This window comes from Mesorhizobium sp. M0119, from assembly GCF_040322615.1.
Lineage (GTDB): Bacteria > Pseudomonadota > Alphaproteobacteria > Rhizobiales > Rhizobiaceae > Mesorhizobium.
Genome location: NZ_JAMYTU010000016.1, coordinates 1 through 15,040, shown reverse-complemented (window position 1 = coordinate 15,040; position 15,040 = coordinate 1). Strand labels below are relative to the sequence as shown.

The following is a 15,040-nucleotide window of genomic DNA, read 5'->3' as shown; positions in this document are numbered from 1 at the left end:
GGTTATGCCTTCTTCATCATCATGGCTTGCCTCGTGCATTTGGCAACCAGCACGTCGTCCTGGTTATAGGCGCGGTGCTCGAACTCGACGATACCGCGGTCCGGTTTCGACCTGGATTCGCGCACCGAAACCACCGTGGTCTCGACGCGAATTGTGTCGCCATGGAAGACGGGGTGCGGAAATACCGTCTCCTTCATGCCGAGATTGGCGATGGTGGTGCCGACGGTGATGTCGTTGACCGAGATGCCGATCATCAGACCAAGCGTGAACAGCGAATTGACCAGGGGCTTGCCCCATTCGCTCTTGGCGGCGAAGTCGAAATCGATGTGCAGCGGCTGCGGGTTCAGCGTCATCACCGAAAACAGCATGTTGTCGCTTTCGGTCACGGTCTTGCGCAGCGTGTGCTTGAACTCATTGCCGACAACGAACTCCTCAAGATAAAGTCCGGCCATGGTCGATCTCCTCCGCTGCTTAAGGGTTGATAGGACTTGCATACCGGGCTCGCAAGCCAGTTAACGAACATGGTGAACCGTTCGTAAACCATTTGTGCCTACGGTCTCGACAGGGGCCAGAAGCGTTCTGGCAAAGGGCGTAAGCAGGCGACATGGTCGTTTCGCATTTCCTGAAATGGATCCACACGGCAAAGGTGTCGGAGCGCGCCGCGGCGGCAAGCGCACTGGCTCGCGCCTATGTCGACTCGGACCTGCCTTTCGAGGACCGCTGCGCTGCGGAGGCGGCCTTGACGCTGCTGCTCGACGACGCATCGTCGAAGGTGCGACTGGCGATCGCCGACGCGCTTTCCATGAGCCATCATGCGCCGCCGCAGATCGTCAGCACGCTGGCCTCGGACCAGCCGGAAGTCGCAGCCTTGGTGCTGGCGCGGTCGCCGCTGCTTACCGATGCCGACCTGATCGATCGGGTTGCCGGCGGCCAGAAGGCGACGCAGAAGGTGATTGCCGACCGGCCGCGCGTCTCGATGTCGGTTGCGGCAGCGATCGCCGAAATCGGCGAGCCGGAGGCCTGCGCCACGCTGCTCGCCAACAGCGGCGCCGACATCGCATCCGTCAGCTTTCGCCGCATGGCCGAGCGGCACGGCCATCTGCCTCTGGTGCGCGAGGCGCTGATCGCCGACGCCCGATTGCCCGCCGACTGCCGGCATATGCTGCTGGTCAAGCTCGGGGAGATGCTCAAGGGGTCGCCGCTGGTGCTGGCGCTGATGGGCGCCGCCAGGGCCGAGCGCGTCACGCGCGATGCTTGTGTCAAGGCTTCGGTGACGCTGATCGAAGGCACGCGGGCAGAGGAACATACCGCACTTGTCGAACATCTGCGCCTGCGCGGCGACCTGACCGCAAGCTTCATCATCCGCACCATCGCGCACGGCAAGGTCGACTTCTTTGGCTCGGCGCTGGTCGCGCTCAGCCAGCAGTCCGAGCAACGGGTGAGGGCGCTGCTGGCCGGCGGGCATGACATAGCGTTGCAGGCACTGTTCCGCCGCGCCGGGCTTGCCGCCGCCACCCACGCCATCATTCTGCGCGCGCTGAAGGTCTGGCGCGAGGTCGCCAATGGCAAACGCCTCGCCGGCGTCCAGGAAGTCAGCTGGCTGATGCTGAAGGAATTGGGCGGGCAGTCCGCCGAAGGCGATCTCGCCGGGCTGGTCAAATCGATCCACCTCGACGCGCTGCGCGAAAACGCACGCGGGCACGCGCTGGCGATCGCGGCTGCCTAAAGCAATTCCAGGAAAGTGTGAAACGGTTTTCCGTCCGGAATTGCGTCAAAACAAAAGATAGAGCGGTTCGGCGTTTCCGTGAAACGCTGAACCGTTTTAGGCTCACCTTGCGCGAAAACTCCGGAAAGTAACAACCGCCGTCTGTGGCTCGCCAGGCAGAAGACGTTCAGATATCCAGCACTTCCGTCTCGGCGAATTCCGCGCGTTCCTGGATGAAGCGGAAGCGGGCGTCGGGCTTGGTCCCCATCAATGCGTCGACCGCATCCTTGGTTGCCGCCTCGGCGTCGATAACGTCGACCCTGAGCAGTGTGCGCTTTTTCGGGTCCATGGTGGTTTCCTTGAGCTGAGCAGCCATCATTTCGCCCAGCCCCTTGAAGCGGCCGATTTCGACCTTGCCGCGCCCGGTGAATTCGGTGCGCAGGAGTTCGTCCTTGTGCGCATCGTCGCGCGCATAGGCGACCTTGCCGCCTTGCCGGATCGAATACAGCGGCGGCACCGCCAGATAGAGATGGCCGCCGCGGACCAGGCTCGGCATCTCCTGGTAGAAGAAGGTGATCAGCAGCGAGGCAATGTGGGCGCCGTCGACGTCGGCGTCGGTCATGATGATGACCCGGTCATAACGCAGGTCCTCGTCGCGGTATCTCGAGCGTGTGCCGCAGCCCAATGCCTGGATCAGGTCGGATATCTGCTGGTTGCCGGCAAGCTTGTCGTTGCCGGCGCTGGCGACGTTGAGGATCTTGCCGCGCAGGGGCAGCACCGCCTGGCTGGCGCGGTCGCGCGCCTGCTTTGCCGAACCGCCGGCCGAATCGCCCTCGACGATGAAAAGCTCGGCGCCGGCGGCGGCATTCTGCGTGCAGTCGGCGAGCTTGCCGGGCAGACGCAGCTTGCGCACAGCACTCTTGCGCGACACTTCCTTTTCCTGGCGGCGGCGCACCCGCTCGTCGGCGCGCGCGATCACCCATTCGAGCAGTTTCGAAGCTTCCTGCGGATTGTCGGCCAGCCAGTGGTCGAACGGGTCGCGGATGGCGCTTTCGACGATGCGGATCGCCTCGATCGTCGCCAGCCTGTCCTTGGTCTGGCCGACGAATTCCGGTTCGCGGATGAACACCGACAGCATGCCCGCCGCCGAGATCATCACATCCTCGGACGTGACGATCGAGGCGCGCTTGTTGCCGACCAGATCGGCATAGGCACGCAAGCCGCGCGTCAGAACGTTGCGGAACCCGGCCTCATGCGTGCCGCCCTCCGCGGTCGGGATGGTGTTGCAATAGGAATTGATAAAACCGTCGCCGCCGAACCAGGTCACCGCCCATTCGAGCGAACCGTGGCCGCCCTGCTTCTCGCTCTTGCCGGCGAACATTTCACGGGTCACCTGGAATTCGTCGCCAAGCGAGGCTTTCAAATAGTCCTTGAGGCCGCCCGGAAAATGGAATTCTGCCTTGGCCGGCGTCGTGTCCTTTTCCTTGATCAGCGAGGGATCGCAGGTCCAGCGGATTTCGACGCCGCCGAACAGATAGGCCTTTGACCGCGCCATGCGGTAGAGCCGCGCCGGCTCAAAAGCCGCGCCCTTGCCGAAAATCTGCTCGTCTGGATGGAAGCGGATCTTCGTGCCGCGGCGGTTGTGCACCTCGCCGAGCTGCTCCAGGCCGGTCACAGGAATGCCGCGCGAGAACTTTTGCCGATAAAGTTTCCTTCCCAGCGCGACCTCGACCTCGAGATGGTCGGACAGCGCGTTGACGACGGAAACGCCGACACCGTGCAGGCCGCCGGATGTTTCGTAAACCTTACTGTCGAACTTGCCGCCTGAATGCAGCGTCGTCATGATGAGTTCGAGCGCCGGCTTCTTGAATTTCGGGTGCGGATCGACCGGGATGCCGCGGCCATTGTCGGTAACGGACAGGTATCCGTCGGCGGAAAGTTCGACATCGATGAAGGTCGCATGGCCGGCGACCGCCTCGTCCATCGAATTGTCGATGACCTCGGCAAACAGATGGTGCATCGCCTTGTCGTCGGTACCGCCAATGTACATGCCCGGGCGCCGGCGCACCGGCTCCAGCCCCTCCAGCACCTCGATGTCGGCGGCACTGTAGCTCTCGCTGGCGTCACGGGCCGCCGGCCGCTTCGCCGCCTGCACCAGCGGGTCGGCTGGGCGCACGGCGGCGCGAACCGGTTGCGGCTGCTTACCCAAATTGGCAAAAAGATCGTTGTTGTCGTCCATGCTGGTTCTGGATTCCGATGCTGCGAATCACCACCCGATACTGCCACGCTTTTCGCGGGCAGGCGACGGAGGTTCCTGTTACGTTCGAGGATAGAGCCTCTTACTGCAAAACCATTCGACAACCAAGCGGCGGAAATGGGGTCGAAGCCTGGAGCATCGACGTTTTGTAAACCCTGTCCGAAGGTTACGCCGGAAGATTGGCTGAAAAAACGGTATTTGCGGACTGTCGCTGACCTAGAATGCAGCGGAACCCTCAAGAGGCTGTCGCTTTAGCATGTTGGATTACAGTTCGCTCCTGCTCGCGGCGGCGCTGTCGGGCACGTGCCTCAGCATCACCATGTTTGCGATCTGGTTCACCGCGCCACAGGCACGATTTGTGCTGACGGTGGCGTGCGGCATTCTCGTGCTCGTCGCACATGTAGTGTTGTTCTGGCATTACACCAGGGATCCAAGCGCCTGGCTTTGCCAGATCGTGCTTGTGCTTCTCAGCCTCGGCCTCCTGATTATCTGCCTGTCGGCCATGCAATATCTCAGCATAGGCGACTACAGGCGAGCCATCTTGCCGGCCTTGGTTGCGATGGCTGTTTGCGCGGGCGCGACGTATCTCGGGTTTGATGGTGTCGGCTTTATTGTCACCTACGCGACGGTAACGGCGCTGCTCTCGCTCATCGGGGCGATGTTCTGGATTGAGGGTGGTCACGATCGCCGGATATTGCTGGTCGTCTCGTTCCTGAGCGGCGTCTGTGCGCTGTCGTTCGGACTTTGCGGCGCGGTCCTGCTGGTCAAGGGCCAATGGGTGCTCGGTGTAGCACCGGACAATTGGGCCGAGCGGGTGAATTCCGTCGTGGCCGTCGCCTGCATGACCGGGCTCGGCGCATTGACGCTCTCCCTGCACCATTTGCAGGCGCAGATCGAACTTAAGGCCGAGACGATGACCGATCCATTGACCGGGCTGATGAATCGGCGGGCGTTGACGGCACTCTACGGCGAGCGGGTCTTCGGTCCGTTCATGTCCGTCGCCATGTTCGATCTCGACCATTTCAAGAGGACGAACGACGTATTCGGTCACCCGGTCGGCGACCAGGTCCTGCGCCGCTTTGCCGCCGTCATCAGGAAATACGCCCGGACCGGCGTCGACGCCTTCCGACTGGGCGGCGAGGAATTCGTCCTCGTCCTGTCGCGGATGACGGAAGAGAAGGCCTATGATGTTGCGAGCAAGATCAGCGTCGCCTTCGGCACGGAAGTCGTGGCCACCCAGCTTGGTCCGTTGCGAAGCACAGTCAGTGGCGGCATCGGCTTTGGCGGAACAAGCGGCACCGGTCTCGACGATGTGTTGGCCGAAGCCGACGCAGCACTCTATGCGGCAAAGCGCGCCGGGCGAAATCGCGTCGTCGCCCGGGACCGGGCGAGCAAGGCCGACGGGCCGGCCTTGCGTTCTGCCTGATTGAGGCTTCTATCTTCTTGTTAGACCATGATCTTGTCCGAAAACCGGATTCCACTTTTCGGGATCATGATCTATTCCGCCGCACCCAGATATTCCGACAGCGGCGGGCAGGAGCAGACCAGGTTGCGGTCGCCGGCGACGTTGTCGATGCGTGACACCGGCGGCCAGTATTTTGCCGCGGTATCGGCATCGCCGGCGGGGTAGGCCGCCTCCAGACGCGAATAGGGATGGGTCCACTGGCCGGCCAACGCCTCGGCGGCGGTGTGTGGCGCATTGACCAGAGGATTGTCGGCCAAGGGCCATTCGCCCTTCGCCACCTTGGCTGCCTCGCCGGCTATGGCGATCATGGCCTCGCAGAAACGATCCAGCTCGCGCTTGGGCTCGGATTCGGTCGGCTCGACCATCAGTGTGCCGGCCACCGGGAACGACATGGTCGGCGCGTGAAAGCCATAGTCGATCAGCCGCTTGGCGATATCGTCGACGCTGATGCCGGCGCTGTCCTTGAGCACGCGGGTGTCGAGGATGCATTCATGCGCGACGCGTCCGTTGCGCCCCTTGTAAAGCAGGGGGAAATGCTCGCCAAGCCGCGTCGCCACATAGTTGGCGGAGATGATCGCCGTCTCGGTCGCTTGCTTCAGGCCGGAAGCACCCATCATGCGGATATACATCCAGGTGATCGGCAGGATCGAGGCGCTGCCGAACGGTGCCGCCGCCACGGCATGGGCCGACCCCTCGGTGACGTGGCCGGGCAGATATGGCTTCAGATGGGCCTTGACGCCGATCGGGCCGACGCCGGGGCCGCCGCCGCCATGCGGGATGCAGAAAGTCTTGTGCAGGTTCATGTGGCAGACGTCGGCACCGATATCGCCTGGACGGGCGAGGCCGACCAGCGCGTTGAGATTGGCGCCGTCGAAATAGACTTGGCCGCCATGGCTGTGGACGAGGGCGCAGAGGTCGCGCGCGCCTTCCTCGAAGACGCCATGCGTCGAAGGGTAGGTGAACATCAGCGCCGCAAGATTGTGCGAATGCTCGGCCGCCTTGGCCTGCAGGTCGGCCATGTCGATATTGCCGTCCTCCGTGCAGCGCACGACGACGACGCTCATGCCGGCCATGGCCGCGCTTGCCGGATTGGTGCCATGCGCCGAGGACGGGATCAGGCAGACGGTGCGATGGCCTTCGCCGCGCGACAGATGATAGCCGCGAATGGCGAGCAGCCCCGCATATTCGCCCTGGCTGCCGGCATTGGGCTGCAGGGTCACCGCATCGAAGCCGGTGATCTCGGCCAGCCAACCTTCCAGCTCCTCGATCATGGCGCGATAGCCTATCGAATGGTTTGCCGGCGCGAAGGGATGCAGGTTGGCGATATCAGGCCAGCTCACCGGCATCATTTCGGCGGCGGCGTTGAGCTTCATGGTGCAGGAGCCGAGCGGGATCATGGCGCGGTCGAGCGCCAGGTCCTTGTCGGCCAGCCGGCGCAGGAAGCGCATCATGTCGGTTTCCGAGTGGTTTTCGCGGAAGACGGGCTGGGTGAGGAACTCCTTGCCGCGCGGTTTTCCTGGCATGGAACTGCCGGCGGCAACGCCGGCCTTGGCGCCGAAAAGTGCAGCGATCGCCTCCAGATCGGCTTCGGTGGAGGTCTCGTCGAAGCTGATGCCGACATGGTCGGCGTCGATGACGCGCAGCAGCCGGCCGGTCTTTTCTGCGGCGGCGGCAATCGCGCCGGCTCTGCCCTTCATTTCCACGGTCACCGTGTCGAAGCGGCTTTCGCCGACCACCGAAACGCCCGCTGCCTTGAGGCCGGCAGCCAGGCGGTTGGCCAGCGTGTGGACGCGGCCGGCAATCGCCTGCAGCCCGGCAGGGCCATGCCAGATCGCATAGGCCGTCGCCATGTTGGCGAGCAGCGCCTGTGCGGTGCAGATATTGGAGGTCGCCTTGTCGCGGCGGATATGCTGTTCGCGTGTCTGCAAAGCCAGGCGATATCCGGGACGGCCCTTGCTGTCCGTCGACTGGCCAACGAGCCGGCCGGGCATCAGCCGCGTCAGCTTGTCGGACACGGCGCAATAGGCGGCGTGCGGCCCGCCAAAGCCCATCGGCACGCCAAAACGCTGCATCGGGCCGACGGCGATGTCGGCGCCAAGCCTGGCCGGCGCCTCGGTCAGCGTCAGGCCGAGCGGGTCGGCAATGAAGACGACCAACGCGCCGGCCGCGCGGGCCTTGTCGATTGCTGCCTTGTGATTGCCGTAGACGCCGAACGAATCGGGCCAGGAGACCAGCAGGGCGGCGGTGTTGTCGTCGATCACCTCGCCGTCGACCTCGATGCCAAGCGGCTCGGCGCGCGTGCGCACGACGTCCAGCGTCTGCGGGTGCGGCGTGCCGGCCAGTGCCACCTTGGTGCGCTTGTCGCGATGATGGCGCAGCGCAATGCCGACAGCTTCGGCCACCGCCGTCGCCTCGTCGAGCAGCGAGGCCGACGCCACCGGCAGGCCGGTCAGTTCTGTCACCAGCGTCTGGAAGTTGAACAGCATTTCCAGCCGGCCCTGGCTGATCTCGGCTTGGTAAGGCGTGTAAGCCGTATACCAGGCCGGGTTCTCGAACAGGTTGCGCTGGATCACCGGCGGCACATGGACGCCATGATAGCCGGCACCGATGAAGCTCTTCAGCACCGTGTTCTTTGCCATCGTCGCCGCGAGCTCGGCCAGCGCTTCCGCTTCGCTTGCGGGGGCGGGCAGGGCCAGCGGCCGGTCGAGCCGGATCGACTTCGGCACTGCCTGACTGATCAGCGTCTCGACCGAAGGAACGCCGATCGTCGCCAGCATGGCTCTGACGTCATGGAGGCCCGGGCCGATATGGCGAGCCGAGAAGGGGTAGGGTGCTGCGGTCATCTTCCTGGTCCTGCTATCAACCAATATGGGCTTTGTAAGCGGCTTCATCGAGGAGCCCGTCGAGTTGGCTCTCATTGGCCAGCTTCATCTTCCACAACCAGCCGTCGCCGGTTGCCGCCGAATTGACGAGCGAAGGATCCGATGACAGCGAGGTGTTGGCCTCGGTGATCTCGCCGTCGACCGGCGCGTAGACATCCGATGCGGCCTTGACCGATTCGACCACCACGGCGGTGTCGCCCTTGGCCAGTTTTCTGCCTAATTCCGGCAGCTCGACGAAGACGAGGTCGCCGAGCTGCTGCTGTGCGTAGTCGGTGATGCCGACGGTGGCGACGCCGCCCTCGACGCGCAGCCATTCGTGATCTTCGGTGAAATAGGTCTTTGCCATTGAAATCATCCTTTGCGGTAGCGATGGGGCGTGAAGGGCAGAGGGTGGATGTCGACCGGGATTTTCGTCCCGCGGACATCGGCGAACAGTTTTGCGCCGGATTTGGCAAGCGGCGTCTGGACGTAGCCCATGGCGACCGGATGACCGGCCGAGGGGCCGAAGCCGCCGGAGGTGACATGGCCGGCAGGGTTGCCGTCGGCATCGAAAAGGGCAGCGCCGGCGCGCACCGGCTGGCGGCCGTCCGGCTTTAGGCCGACGCGTTTTTGCGCCGCGCCGCGCTCCAGGATGGCGCGCAATGCATCGGCGCCGATGAACGCGCCGGAGGCGCGAACCTCCTTGGGGATCGCCCACATCAGTCCGGCACTGGCCGGATCGATCTCCGGCGTGATGTCCAGCCCGTGCAGGCACAGTCCGGCTTCGAGCCGCAGGCTGTCGCGGGCGGCAAGGCCGATCCACATCACCCGCTCGTCCTCGAGCAGCCTGGTGACGAGGTTTCGCGCATCCGCCTCCGGCAGGCCGATTTCGAAGCCGTCTTCGCCGGTATAGCCCGACCGGCTCATGAACCATTTTTCGCGCGGCTCGATGCCGTGCATGAACACCAGCGAACCGGTCTCGATGCCGGCGCGAGAAAGGGCAGCCCACGCCTCGGGGCCCTGGATGGCCAGGAAGACGCGGTCGAGCGCGTCCACTTTTACATCGAAATCCCCGGCCAGTGCGCGCAGATGCTTTTCGTCGGCGGCGGCGTTGCCGGCATTGGCGACCATCATGAAACGCTCGACGCCGAGCCTGGTGACGATCAGATCGTCCAGAATGCCGGCGGCCTCATTGAGGAAGAACGTGTATTTGGACTGGGAAATCTCAAGCGCGCCGGCATCGAACGGGCAGGCGCGGTTCAGAAGCGCTGCTGCGCCCGGGCCGCTGATTTCGAACAACTTCATGTGCGAGATGTCGAACAGGCCGGCATGCTCTCGGCTGTGAAGGTGCTCCTTCATCACGCCGGCCGGGTAGGTCAGCGGCATCGACCAGCCGGCGAAGGCGCCGAAGCGCGCACCGGCTGCCATGTGCAGATCTTCGAGGGGAAGGTGTTTGGTGTCGCCCGTCATGTCATCTCCAGAGTCGCACGCAAGCGGCCGCGAATGGCGACCAGTCCGTGCCCCTCTGTCTGAAGCCTGAGAGACTCGCGCCCCGTAACTCTGTCGGCAGCGCTTACACCTTCGGCGCGGGGGCAAGCCCCGACTTTCCAGAGTGTCTTTCCCGTCTACGGTTCTTTTGCCTGAGAGATTTCGGGCGATTTCCCCTTCGGCGGCAGCTCTCGCTGCTCTCTCCCGCAAACAGGTAGGACTCGGTTAAAAGCCCTCGACTCGTCATCCATAGCCCGTGGACGACACCTTGTCACCTGCCAGCGACATTTTTACTGACAGACTTCTTTGCAGGCCTTCTGAACAGGCAAGCCTTCGCTAACCACGCTGCTTGCCGGTTTCTCAAGACCTTGCCGATATACCGGATAAGGACCGGCGATTGCGGCGGGCGGGGAAGAAAATGGGCGAATTGATCATGAGCGCGCCGATGGCCGGGCTGACCTCGAAAAATCGGATCACGGCGGAAGACGTGGTCATGCTGCGCGGCGAAGTGTTCGGCGACGGCGTGGTAACGCGCGGCGAGGCCGAGGCGCTGTTTGCACTCGACGCGACGGCGCGGGACAAATGCGCGGAATGGCTCGAGTTTTTCGTCGAGGCCGTCACCGACTTCATCGTCCGCCAGGAAAAGCCGGCGGGCTATGTTTCGCAGGAGAATGCCGACTGGCTGATCCGAACGATTTCGCGCGACGGCATGGTCGATAGCCGGACAGAACTCGAGTTGCTGGTGCACGTGCTGGAAGCTGCCAAATCATCGCCGAGCACGCTTTCCAGTTATGCGCTGGAGCAGGTCGCTCATGCGGTCGCGGACGGCAAGGGGCCGCTAATGGCCGGCGGCAGGCTTATCCCCGGGTCGATTGCCAAGGCCGAGGTCGAGCTGTTGCGCCGCATCCTTTACGCCTATGGCGGCGATGGCAACATCGCCATCAGCCGCGCCGAGGCCGAGGTGCTGTTCAAGATCAACGAGCGGACAGCGGCGGCCGACAACGATCCGTCCTGGAACGATCTGTTCGTCAAGGCGATCGCCAATTTCGTCATGTGCTCGGCCGGCTACGAAGCGCCGATCCGCGATGTGGCGCTGCGCCGGGATTCGTTTTTCGAGCAGGCCGATCCGGAGATCGGCGGTTTCTTCAGCCGTATGGTGTCGGGCGGCCTGTCCGGCATTATGGAGGCCTATCGCTCACCGGGCGACGTCGAGGCCGAATGGGAATCGAGAAACAAGGCAGCCGAGGCTCTCGCCCGCCGCGCCGAAACGGTCGACGCCGGCGAGGCCAAATGGCTCGCTGAACACATCGGCGACCGGCCGCTGCATGAGAACGAGCGCGCGTTGCTGACGCTGATCAAGCACGCCTCGCCGGAAATCCATCCGGCGCTCAAACCGCTGATCGACAAGGTCGCCTGAACAAAAGGCACTAAATCGTCGGTCGTCAGATGCCGCCGTACCAGTCGTAGCCATTGTCCTCCCAATAGCCGCCTCTGCCGCCGCCGATATTGGCAAAGCCGTCGATGAGCTCGATCTTGTAGAGGTACTTCGGCATCTTGTAGCCGAGCTGGCGCTCGGCGCGGACGCGCAGCGGCGCGCCGTTCTCGACCGGCAGCGGCTTGCCGTTGAGGCCATAGGCAAGGATCGTCTGCGGATGACGGGCATCGATCAGGTCGATCGAGCCATAATATTTGATATCGCCGGCCAGGCTGCGGTCGATGGTGTCAAGGCAGTGGAACATGACATAGCGCGCCTGCGGCTTGACCACGGCCTGGTCGAGCACCAGCGACAGCGGCGTGCCGGTCCACTTGGCGATGCAGCTCCAGCCCTCGACGCAGTCGTGGCGGGTGATCTGGGTGCGGCTTGGCATGTTCATCAGCTGCTCGCGGCTCAGCGACAGCGGTTTTTCGACGAGGCCTGAAACCTCCAGCCGCCAGTCGGCGAAATCGTTGGCGAGCAGGCCCTTGTAGAAATCGTCGTCGGGCGCGGTAACACCGTTCGGCCGCTGCGGCTGGCGAATGTCGGCCTCAGTGAATTCCGGCGCCAGCGCATCGCGGCCGGCAAGCAGCCGCTGCGCCCGCCAGGTCAGGCCATTGGCGCTTTCGAGGAAGCTGCGCAGGCCGTCGCCGACACCAAGCTGGCTGTCGAAGGCGTCGCAGCCCGACAGCATGATGCCGGAAAGGCCGAGGCTGGCCGAAGTCAGGAATTTTCTTCGGCTTATCTGTAGCTTGGGGCTGATCTCAAGTTTCGCCATGTCAGGCACTCCTCTCTGGCGCTTTGTCGCCATGCGCCGGCGGGTCGGTTCGGTACCAGCCGGTGATGATCGAACGCAGCTCGTTGATCGGGCCGGCGGCCAGGATCATCAGGATGTGGATGACGAAGAAGGCGACGAGCAGCAGCATCACCGTGAAATGAATGGTGCGCGCCGTCTGCCGGCCGCCGAGTACGTCGTTCAGGAATGGCAGCACCGAATCCATGCTCGGCGACATGGCAAGGCCGGTGATGATCATCAGCGGCAGCAGCAGGAACAGCACGCCGCCATAGGCCATCTTCTGCAACGTGTTGTATTCGCGCTTGTGGTGGAATCTGAACCTGGCGTGCTCGACGATGTCTCGCGGCAGGCGCCTGATATCATCGAGGCGCGGGGCAAGATCGCGGCGCAAATGGCCGTTGATCAGGCTGGCGACCAGCCAGACCAGCAGCGTGGCGGTCAGCACCCAGGCAAAGAAGAAATGAACGACGCGCGCGGTGCCGAGATCGTAGTAGGAAGGGATCGTCGCCCAGGACGGGAAGGCGCGGGAGGTCTCCTGGCCGGCCGGACCCGACCAGCCTAGTACGCCGGTGGTATCGAAGCGCTTGCCGAAGATTTCGGTGTAGCCGCGCGGGCCGCTTGCGGTGTTCTCGGCGCCGATGGCGAAGATGGTGTTGTTGTAGCCAAAGCCCGACTCCTTGCCGACGTAGAGCTGCGGGCGGGCGTTGAAGATCTGCAGCCCAGAAAGCAGCATGAAGAACAGCGCGATCGCCCACAGCCAATGCGTCAGCCGCGTCCAGCGCGACTGGCGATAGATCAGCGTCGCATCGCTCGGCGCGGCGGTATCTGCTCCGGCGGCTTGGTTTCTGGCAAGCGATTCCATCTGTTGTTCCCTTCGGCCGCGTGTTCGCCGCGGCCTGTCAGATCTCTTCTCCTCCCAATACGTCGCCAGCTTAAGCGATGTTTCACCCGATCACGGAATTATTACGGACTGCCGAGGCTGACGGCGAGATTGACCGCGGCTGCCACGACGACCGTGTTGAAGAAGAACGCCAGGATCGAATGCACAAGCACGACACGGCGCATTTGCGAGGTCGTGATGTTGGTGTCGGCGGTTTGCGCCGTCATGCCGATCACTGTCGCAAAATAGAGGAAATCCGAGCCTTCCGGCCGTTTGCCACCCGGGAAGTCGAGGCCGCCGACCGGAATTTTCTTTTTGGTGTCGCCATCCATCGCATCGCCGTCCAACCAATAGAGATGCGCGTAGTGAAGCGCCGCCATGGCATGGATGGTCAACCAGCCAAGCGGGATAGACAGCAGCGCCACCGTAAGCTCGACGGCGTCCGCGCTCTTCTCCCTGTTGATCAATTGAAACAACGAAATGATGGCAATAGCGACCACAACCAGAGTGACCGCGAAAATCGCCAATACCGGCAGGTCCGTGTCGCCTGCATTCTTGCGCAGGTAGCTGCCGGTAAGCCGCGGCATGTGGGCGATGACAAGAACGAGATAGGCGGCAAAGAACACATTGGCGCCGATCGAATAGGCAAGCGGCGCGCGCCAGATCAGCGCCGCGCCAAAGGCTGCCACGCCGATGCAGGCCGACAGCGCGAACGGCGTGTGGCGTTGCATGGGCATCTTGGTCGGGGCACCGGTCGTCATGGTTTCAGTCCGCTGAGGCGGATTTCAGCGCCCGCCGCAAGATGCGGTCAAGCTCGCCAAGAAACCGCGAGCGATCCTGCGGCGCGAAGCTCGAATTGTAGCCCTTGCTTTCGCCGGTCTCGCGCAGATGCTGCTTGAGGTCGCGCATCGCCACCGCCATGCCGATCGTTTCCGCCGTAAACGGGCGTCCGGTCGGGCCGAGTACATGGGCGCCAAGCGCCACGGCGCGCGCGGCAAGCGGGATGTCGGCGGTCACCACGATATCGTTGGGCTGGGCATTGTCGACGATCCAGTCGTCGGCAGCGTCGGCACTCTTGGAGACGACGACATTGCGGATCATCGGATCGCGCGATGGACGCAAGCCGCCATTGGAGACGAAGGTGATGACGATGCCGTGCCGTTCGGCGACTTTTTCGACCTCGGCCTTCACCGGGCAGGCGTCGGCATCGACGAGAATGGCGGGTGCGGGCATCGTTGTTCCAAATGTGAAAGAGCCGGGCGGCGTCGCCCGGCTCGATCGATGATAGTCGAGCAGCTACTAGGCCGGCAACGCGCCGGATCTCTTGGCCGTCCAGGTGGCGATAAAATCCATCAGGCCGGGATTGAGGCAATCGTAGGGTTCGAGCCCGATCGACTTCAGCTGTGACCGGATGCCGTCCATGCGGCTCGGATCGACACCGGATTCGATGATCGACGAAACAAAGGCGGTGAAGCCCGGAGGCGACCAGCCGTCTTCCTGGAAGCGCTCCGGATGAATGAAGGAGAGCCCCTTGAACGCGTGGTCGCGCTCGACCGGGCCGTGCATGTGGACGCCGCAGCCGGTGCAGGCATGGCGCAGGATCAGCGCGCCCGGATCGACGATCTTCAGCTTGTCGCCGTTTTCGGTCACCGTCACGTCGCCCGTACCGGCAACCGCCACGACCGAGAACAGCGCGCCCTCCGGCTTCCAGCATTTGGTGCAGCCGCAGGCATGGTTGTGGGCGATCTGGCCCTTGACCTTCACCTTGACCGGGTTGCTGGTGCAGGCGCAGACCAGCGTCCCGCCGGCAAAATCAGCCTTTTCCCGGGGCAATCCATTGTCGATTTTAGGATGCAGTTTTTCCGGCATTTTTGTCTCCTCCCTTGTTGAACATCTGCATTTTTCGGCCTCTGGCTGGCTAGCCGGCGGCTTTCTCCTCGTCAGTAAACCACCACGCTCCTGATCGACTTGCCTTCATGCATCAGGTCAAAGCCCTTGTTGATGTCCTCGAGCTTCAGTGTGTGGGTGATCATCGGATCGATCTCGATCTTGCCATCCATGTACCAGTCGACGATCTTCGGCACGTCGGTGCGGCCGCGCGCGCCGCCGAAGGC

General features: G+C 63.4%; 13 protein-coding genes, 1 pseudogene and 1 riboswitch. Of the genes and pseudogenes, 3 read left to right on the top strand and 11 right to left on the bottom strand.

What is annotated here, in order from left to right:
* Positions 1-2: 2 nt before the first annotated feature.
* Positions 3-494: a MaoC family dehydratase gene (locus NKJ40_RS16780; protein WP_502903724.1), complete on the bottom strand. Its 492-nt coding sequence runs from the start codon at positions 492-494 to the stop codon at positions 3-5.
* A gap of 110 nt (positions 495-604) precedes the next feature.
* Between NKJ40_RS16780 and NKJ40_RS16775 the strand changes: the two genes are divergently transcribed.
* The gene (locus NKJ40_RS16775) at positions 605-1,726 is read left to right on the top strand and encodes a DUF2336 domain-containing protein (RefSeq protein WP_352466964.1); all 1,122 of its coding nucleotides are present in this window, start codon (positions 605-607) and stop codon (positions 1,724-1,726) included.
* A gap of 166 nt (positions 1,727-1,892) precedes the next feature.
* Here the strand turns inward: NKJ40_RS16775 and parE are convergent, their stop codons facing one another.
* Complete coding sequence (gene parE / locus NKJ40_RS16770; RefSeq protein WP_352466963.1) at positions 1,893-3,944, bottom strand: DNA topoisomerase IV subunit B; 2,052 nt, start codon at positions 3,942-3,944, stop codon at positions 1,893-1,895.
* Between the two features lie 274 nt (positions 3,945-4,218).
* On the opposite strand from parE, the gene NKJ40_RS16765 reads away from it, so the two are divergent.
* A complete protein-coding gene (locus NKJ40_RS16765) occupies positions 4,219-5,388 on the top strand; it encodes a GGDEF domain-containing protein (protein ID WP_352466962.1) in 1,170 nt (389 codons plus the stop codon).
* 71 nt (positions 5,389-5,459) lie between these two features.
* Here the strand turns inward: NKJ40_RS16765 and gcvP are convergent, their stop codons facing one another.
* The 3 genes from gcvP to gcvT are packed head-to-tail and all read right to left on the bottom strand — an operon-like array spanning position 5,460 to position 9,758.
* Positions 5,460-8,270, bottom strand: coding sequence for an aminomethyl-transferring glycine dehydrogenase (gcvP, locus tag NKJ40_RS16760; RefSeq protein WP_352466961.1), 2,811 nt, complete (start codon positions 8,268-8,270; stop codon positions 5,460-5,462).
* A 16-nt stretch (positions 8,271-8,286) separates the two neighbouring features.
* Positions 8,287-8,655, bottom strand: coding sequence for a glycine cleavage system protein GcvH (gcvH, locus tag NKJ40_RS16755; RefSeq protein ID WP_254818377.1), 369 nt, complete (start codon positions 8,653-8,655; stop codon positions 8,287-8,289).
* A gap of 5 nt (positions 8,656-8,660) precedes the next feature.
* Positions 8,661-9,758, bottom strand: a complete 1,098-nt coding sequence (gene gcvT / locus NKJ40_RS16750; RefSeq protein ID WP_352466960.1) for a glycine cleavage system aminomethyltransferase GcvT — start codon at positions 9,756-9,758, stop codon at positions 8,661-8,663.
* Positions 9,759-9,906: 148 nt separating this feature from the next.
* A riboswitch (glycine riboswitch) is annotated at positions 9,907-9,993 on the bottom strand.
* Between the two features lie 201 nt (positions 9,994-10,194).
* Between gcvT and NKJ40_RS16745 the strand changes: the two genes are divergently transcribed.
* Positions 10,195-11,193, top strand: coding sequence for a hypothetical protein (locus tag NKJ40_RS16745; protein WP_352466959.1), 999 nt, complete (start codon positions 10,195-10,197; stop codon positions 11,191-11,193).
* A gap of 25 nt (positions 11,194-11,218) precedes the next feature.
* On the opposite strand, the gene NKJ40_RS16740 is transcribed toward NKJ40_RS16745, so the two are convergent.
* The 6 genes and pseudogenes from NKJ40_RS16740 to NKJ40_RS16715 all read right to left on the bottom strand — a co-directional run.
* Complete coding sequence (locus NKJ40_RS16740; protein WP_352466958.1) at positions 11,219-12,028, bottom strand: molybdopterin-binding protein; 810 nt, start codon at positions 12,026-12,028, stop codon at positions 11,219-11,221.
* A 1-nt stretch (position 12,029) separates the two neighbouring features.
* On the bottom strand, positions 12,030-12,908 hold the full coding sequence (locus NKJ40_RS16735) for a cytochrome b/b6 domain-containing protein (protein ID WP_352466957.1): 879 nt from the start codon (positions 12,906-12,908) through the stop codon (positions 12,030-12,032).
* Between the two features lie 101 nt (positions 12,909-13,009).
* Positions 13,010-13,687, bottom strand: a complete 678-nt coding sequence (locus tag NKJ40_RS16730) for a DUF1345 domain-containing protein (protein ID WP_352466956.1) — start codon at positions 13,685-13,687, stop codon at positions 13,010-13,012.
* A gap of 4 nt (positions 13,688-13,691) precedes the next feature.
* Positions 13,692-14,159, bottom strand: a complete 468-nt coding sequence (locus NKJ40_RS16725; RefSeq protein WP_352466955.1) for a YaiI/YqxD family protein — start codon at positions 14,157-14,159, stop codon at positions 13,692-13,694.
* A 66-nt stretch (positions 14,160-14,225) separates the two neighbouring features.
* Entirely contained in the window at positions 14,226-14,795 is a 570-nt protein-coding gene (gene gfa / locus NKJ40_RS16720) for an S-(hydroxymethyl)glutathione synthase (protein ID WP_352466954.1), read from the bottom strand.
* A gap of 71 nt (positions 14,796-14,866) precedes the next feature.
* Positions 14,867-15,040: pseudogene (locus tag NKJ40_RS16715) on the bottom strand (S-(hydroxymethyl)glutathione dehydrogenase); the annotation flags it as partial.

Coding starts and splice junctions, on each gene's coding strand:
- NKJ40_RS16780 (WP_502903724.1), bottom strand. CDS start 494: ATGCAAGTCCTATCAACCCTTAAGCAGCGGAGGAGATCGACCATGGCC.
- NKJ40_RS16775 (WP_352466964.1), top strand. CDS start 605: ATGGTCGTTTCGCATTTCCTGAAATGGATCCACACGGCAAAGGTGTCG.
- parE (WP_352466963.1), bottom strand. CDS start 3,944: ATGGACGACAACAACGATCTTTTTGCCAATTTGGGTAAGCAGCCGCAA.
- NKJ40_RS16765 (WP_352466962.1), top strand. CDS start 4,219: ATGTTGGATTACAGTTCGCTCCTGCTCGCGGCGGCGCTGTCGGGCACG.
- gcvP (WP_352466961.1), bottom strand. CDS start 8,270: ATGACCGCAGCACCCTACCCCTTCTCGGCTCGCCATATCGGCCCGGGC.
- gcvH (WP_254818377.1), bottom strand. CDS start 8,655: ATGGCAAAGACCTATTTCACCGAAGATCACGAATGGCTGCGCGTCGAG.
- gcvT (WP_352466960.1), bottom strand. CDS start 9,758: ATGACGGGCGACACCAAACACCTTCCCCTCGAAGATCTGCACATGGCA.
- NKJ40_RS16745 (WP_352466959.1), top strand. CDS start 10,195: ATGGGCGAATTGATCATGAGCGCGCCGATGGCCGGGCTGACCTCGAAA.
- NKJ40_RS16740 (WP_352466958.1), bottom strand. CDS start 12,028: ATGGCGAAACTTGAGATCAGCCCCAAGCTACAGATAAGCCGAAGAAAA.
- NKJ40_RS16735 (WP_352466957.1), bottom strand. CDS start 12,908: ATGGAATCGCTTGCCAGAAACCAAGCCGCCGGAGCAGATACCGCCGCG.
- NKJ40_RS16730 (WP_352466956.1), bottom strand. CDS start 13,687: ATGACGACCGGTGCCCCGACCAAGATGCCCATGCAACGCCACACGCCG.
- NKJ40_RS16725 (WP_352466955.1), bottom strand. CDS start 14,159: ATGCCCGCACCCGCCATTCTCGTCGATGCCGACGCCTGCCCGGTGAAG.
- gfa (WP_352466954.1), bottom strand. CDS start 14,795: ATGCCGGAAAAACTGCATCCTAAAATCGACAATGGATTGCCCCGGGAA.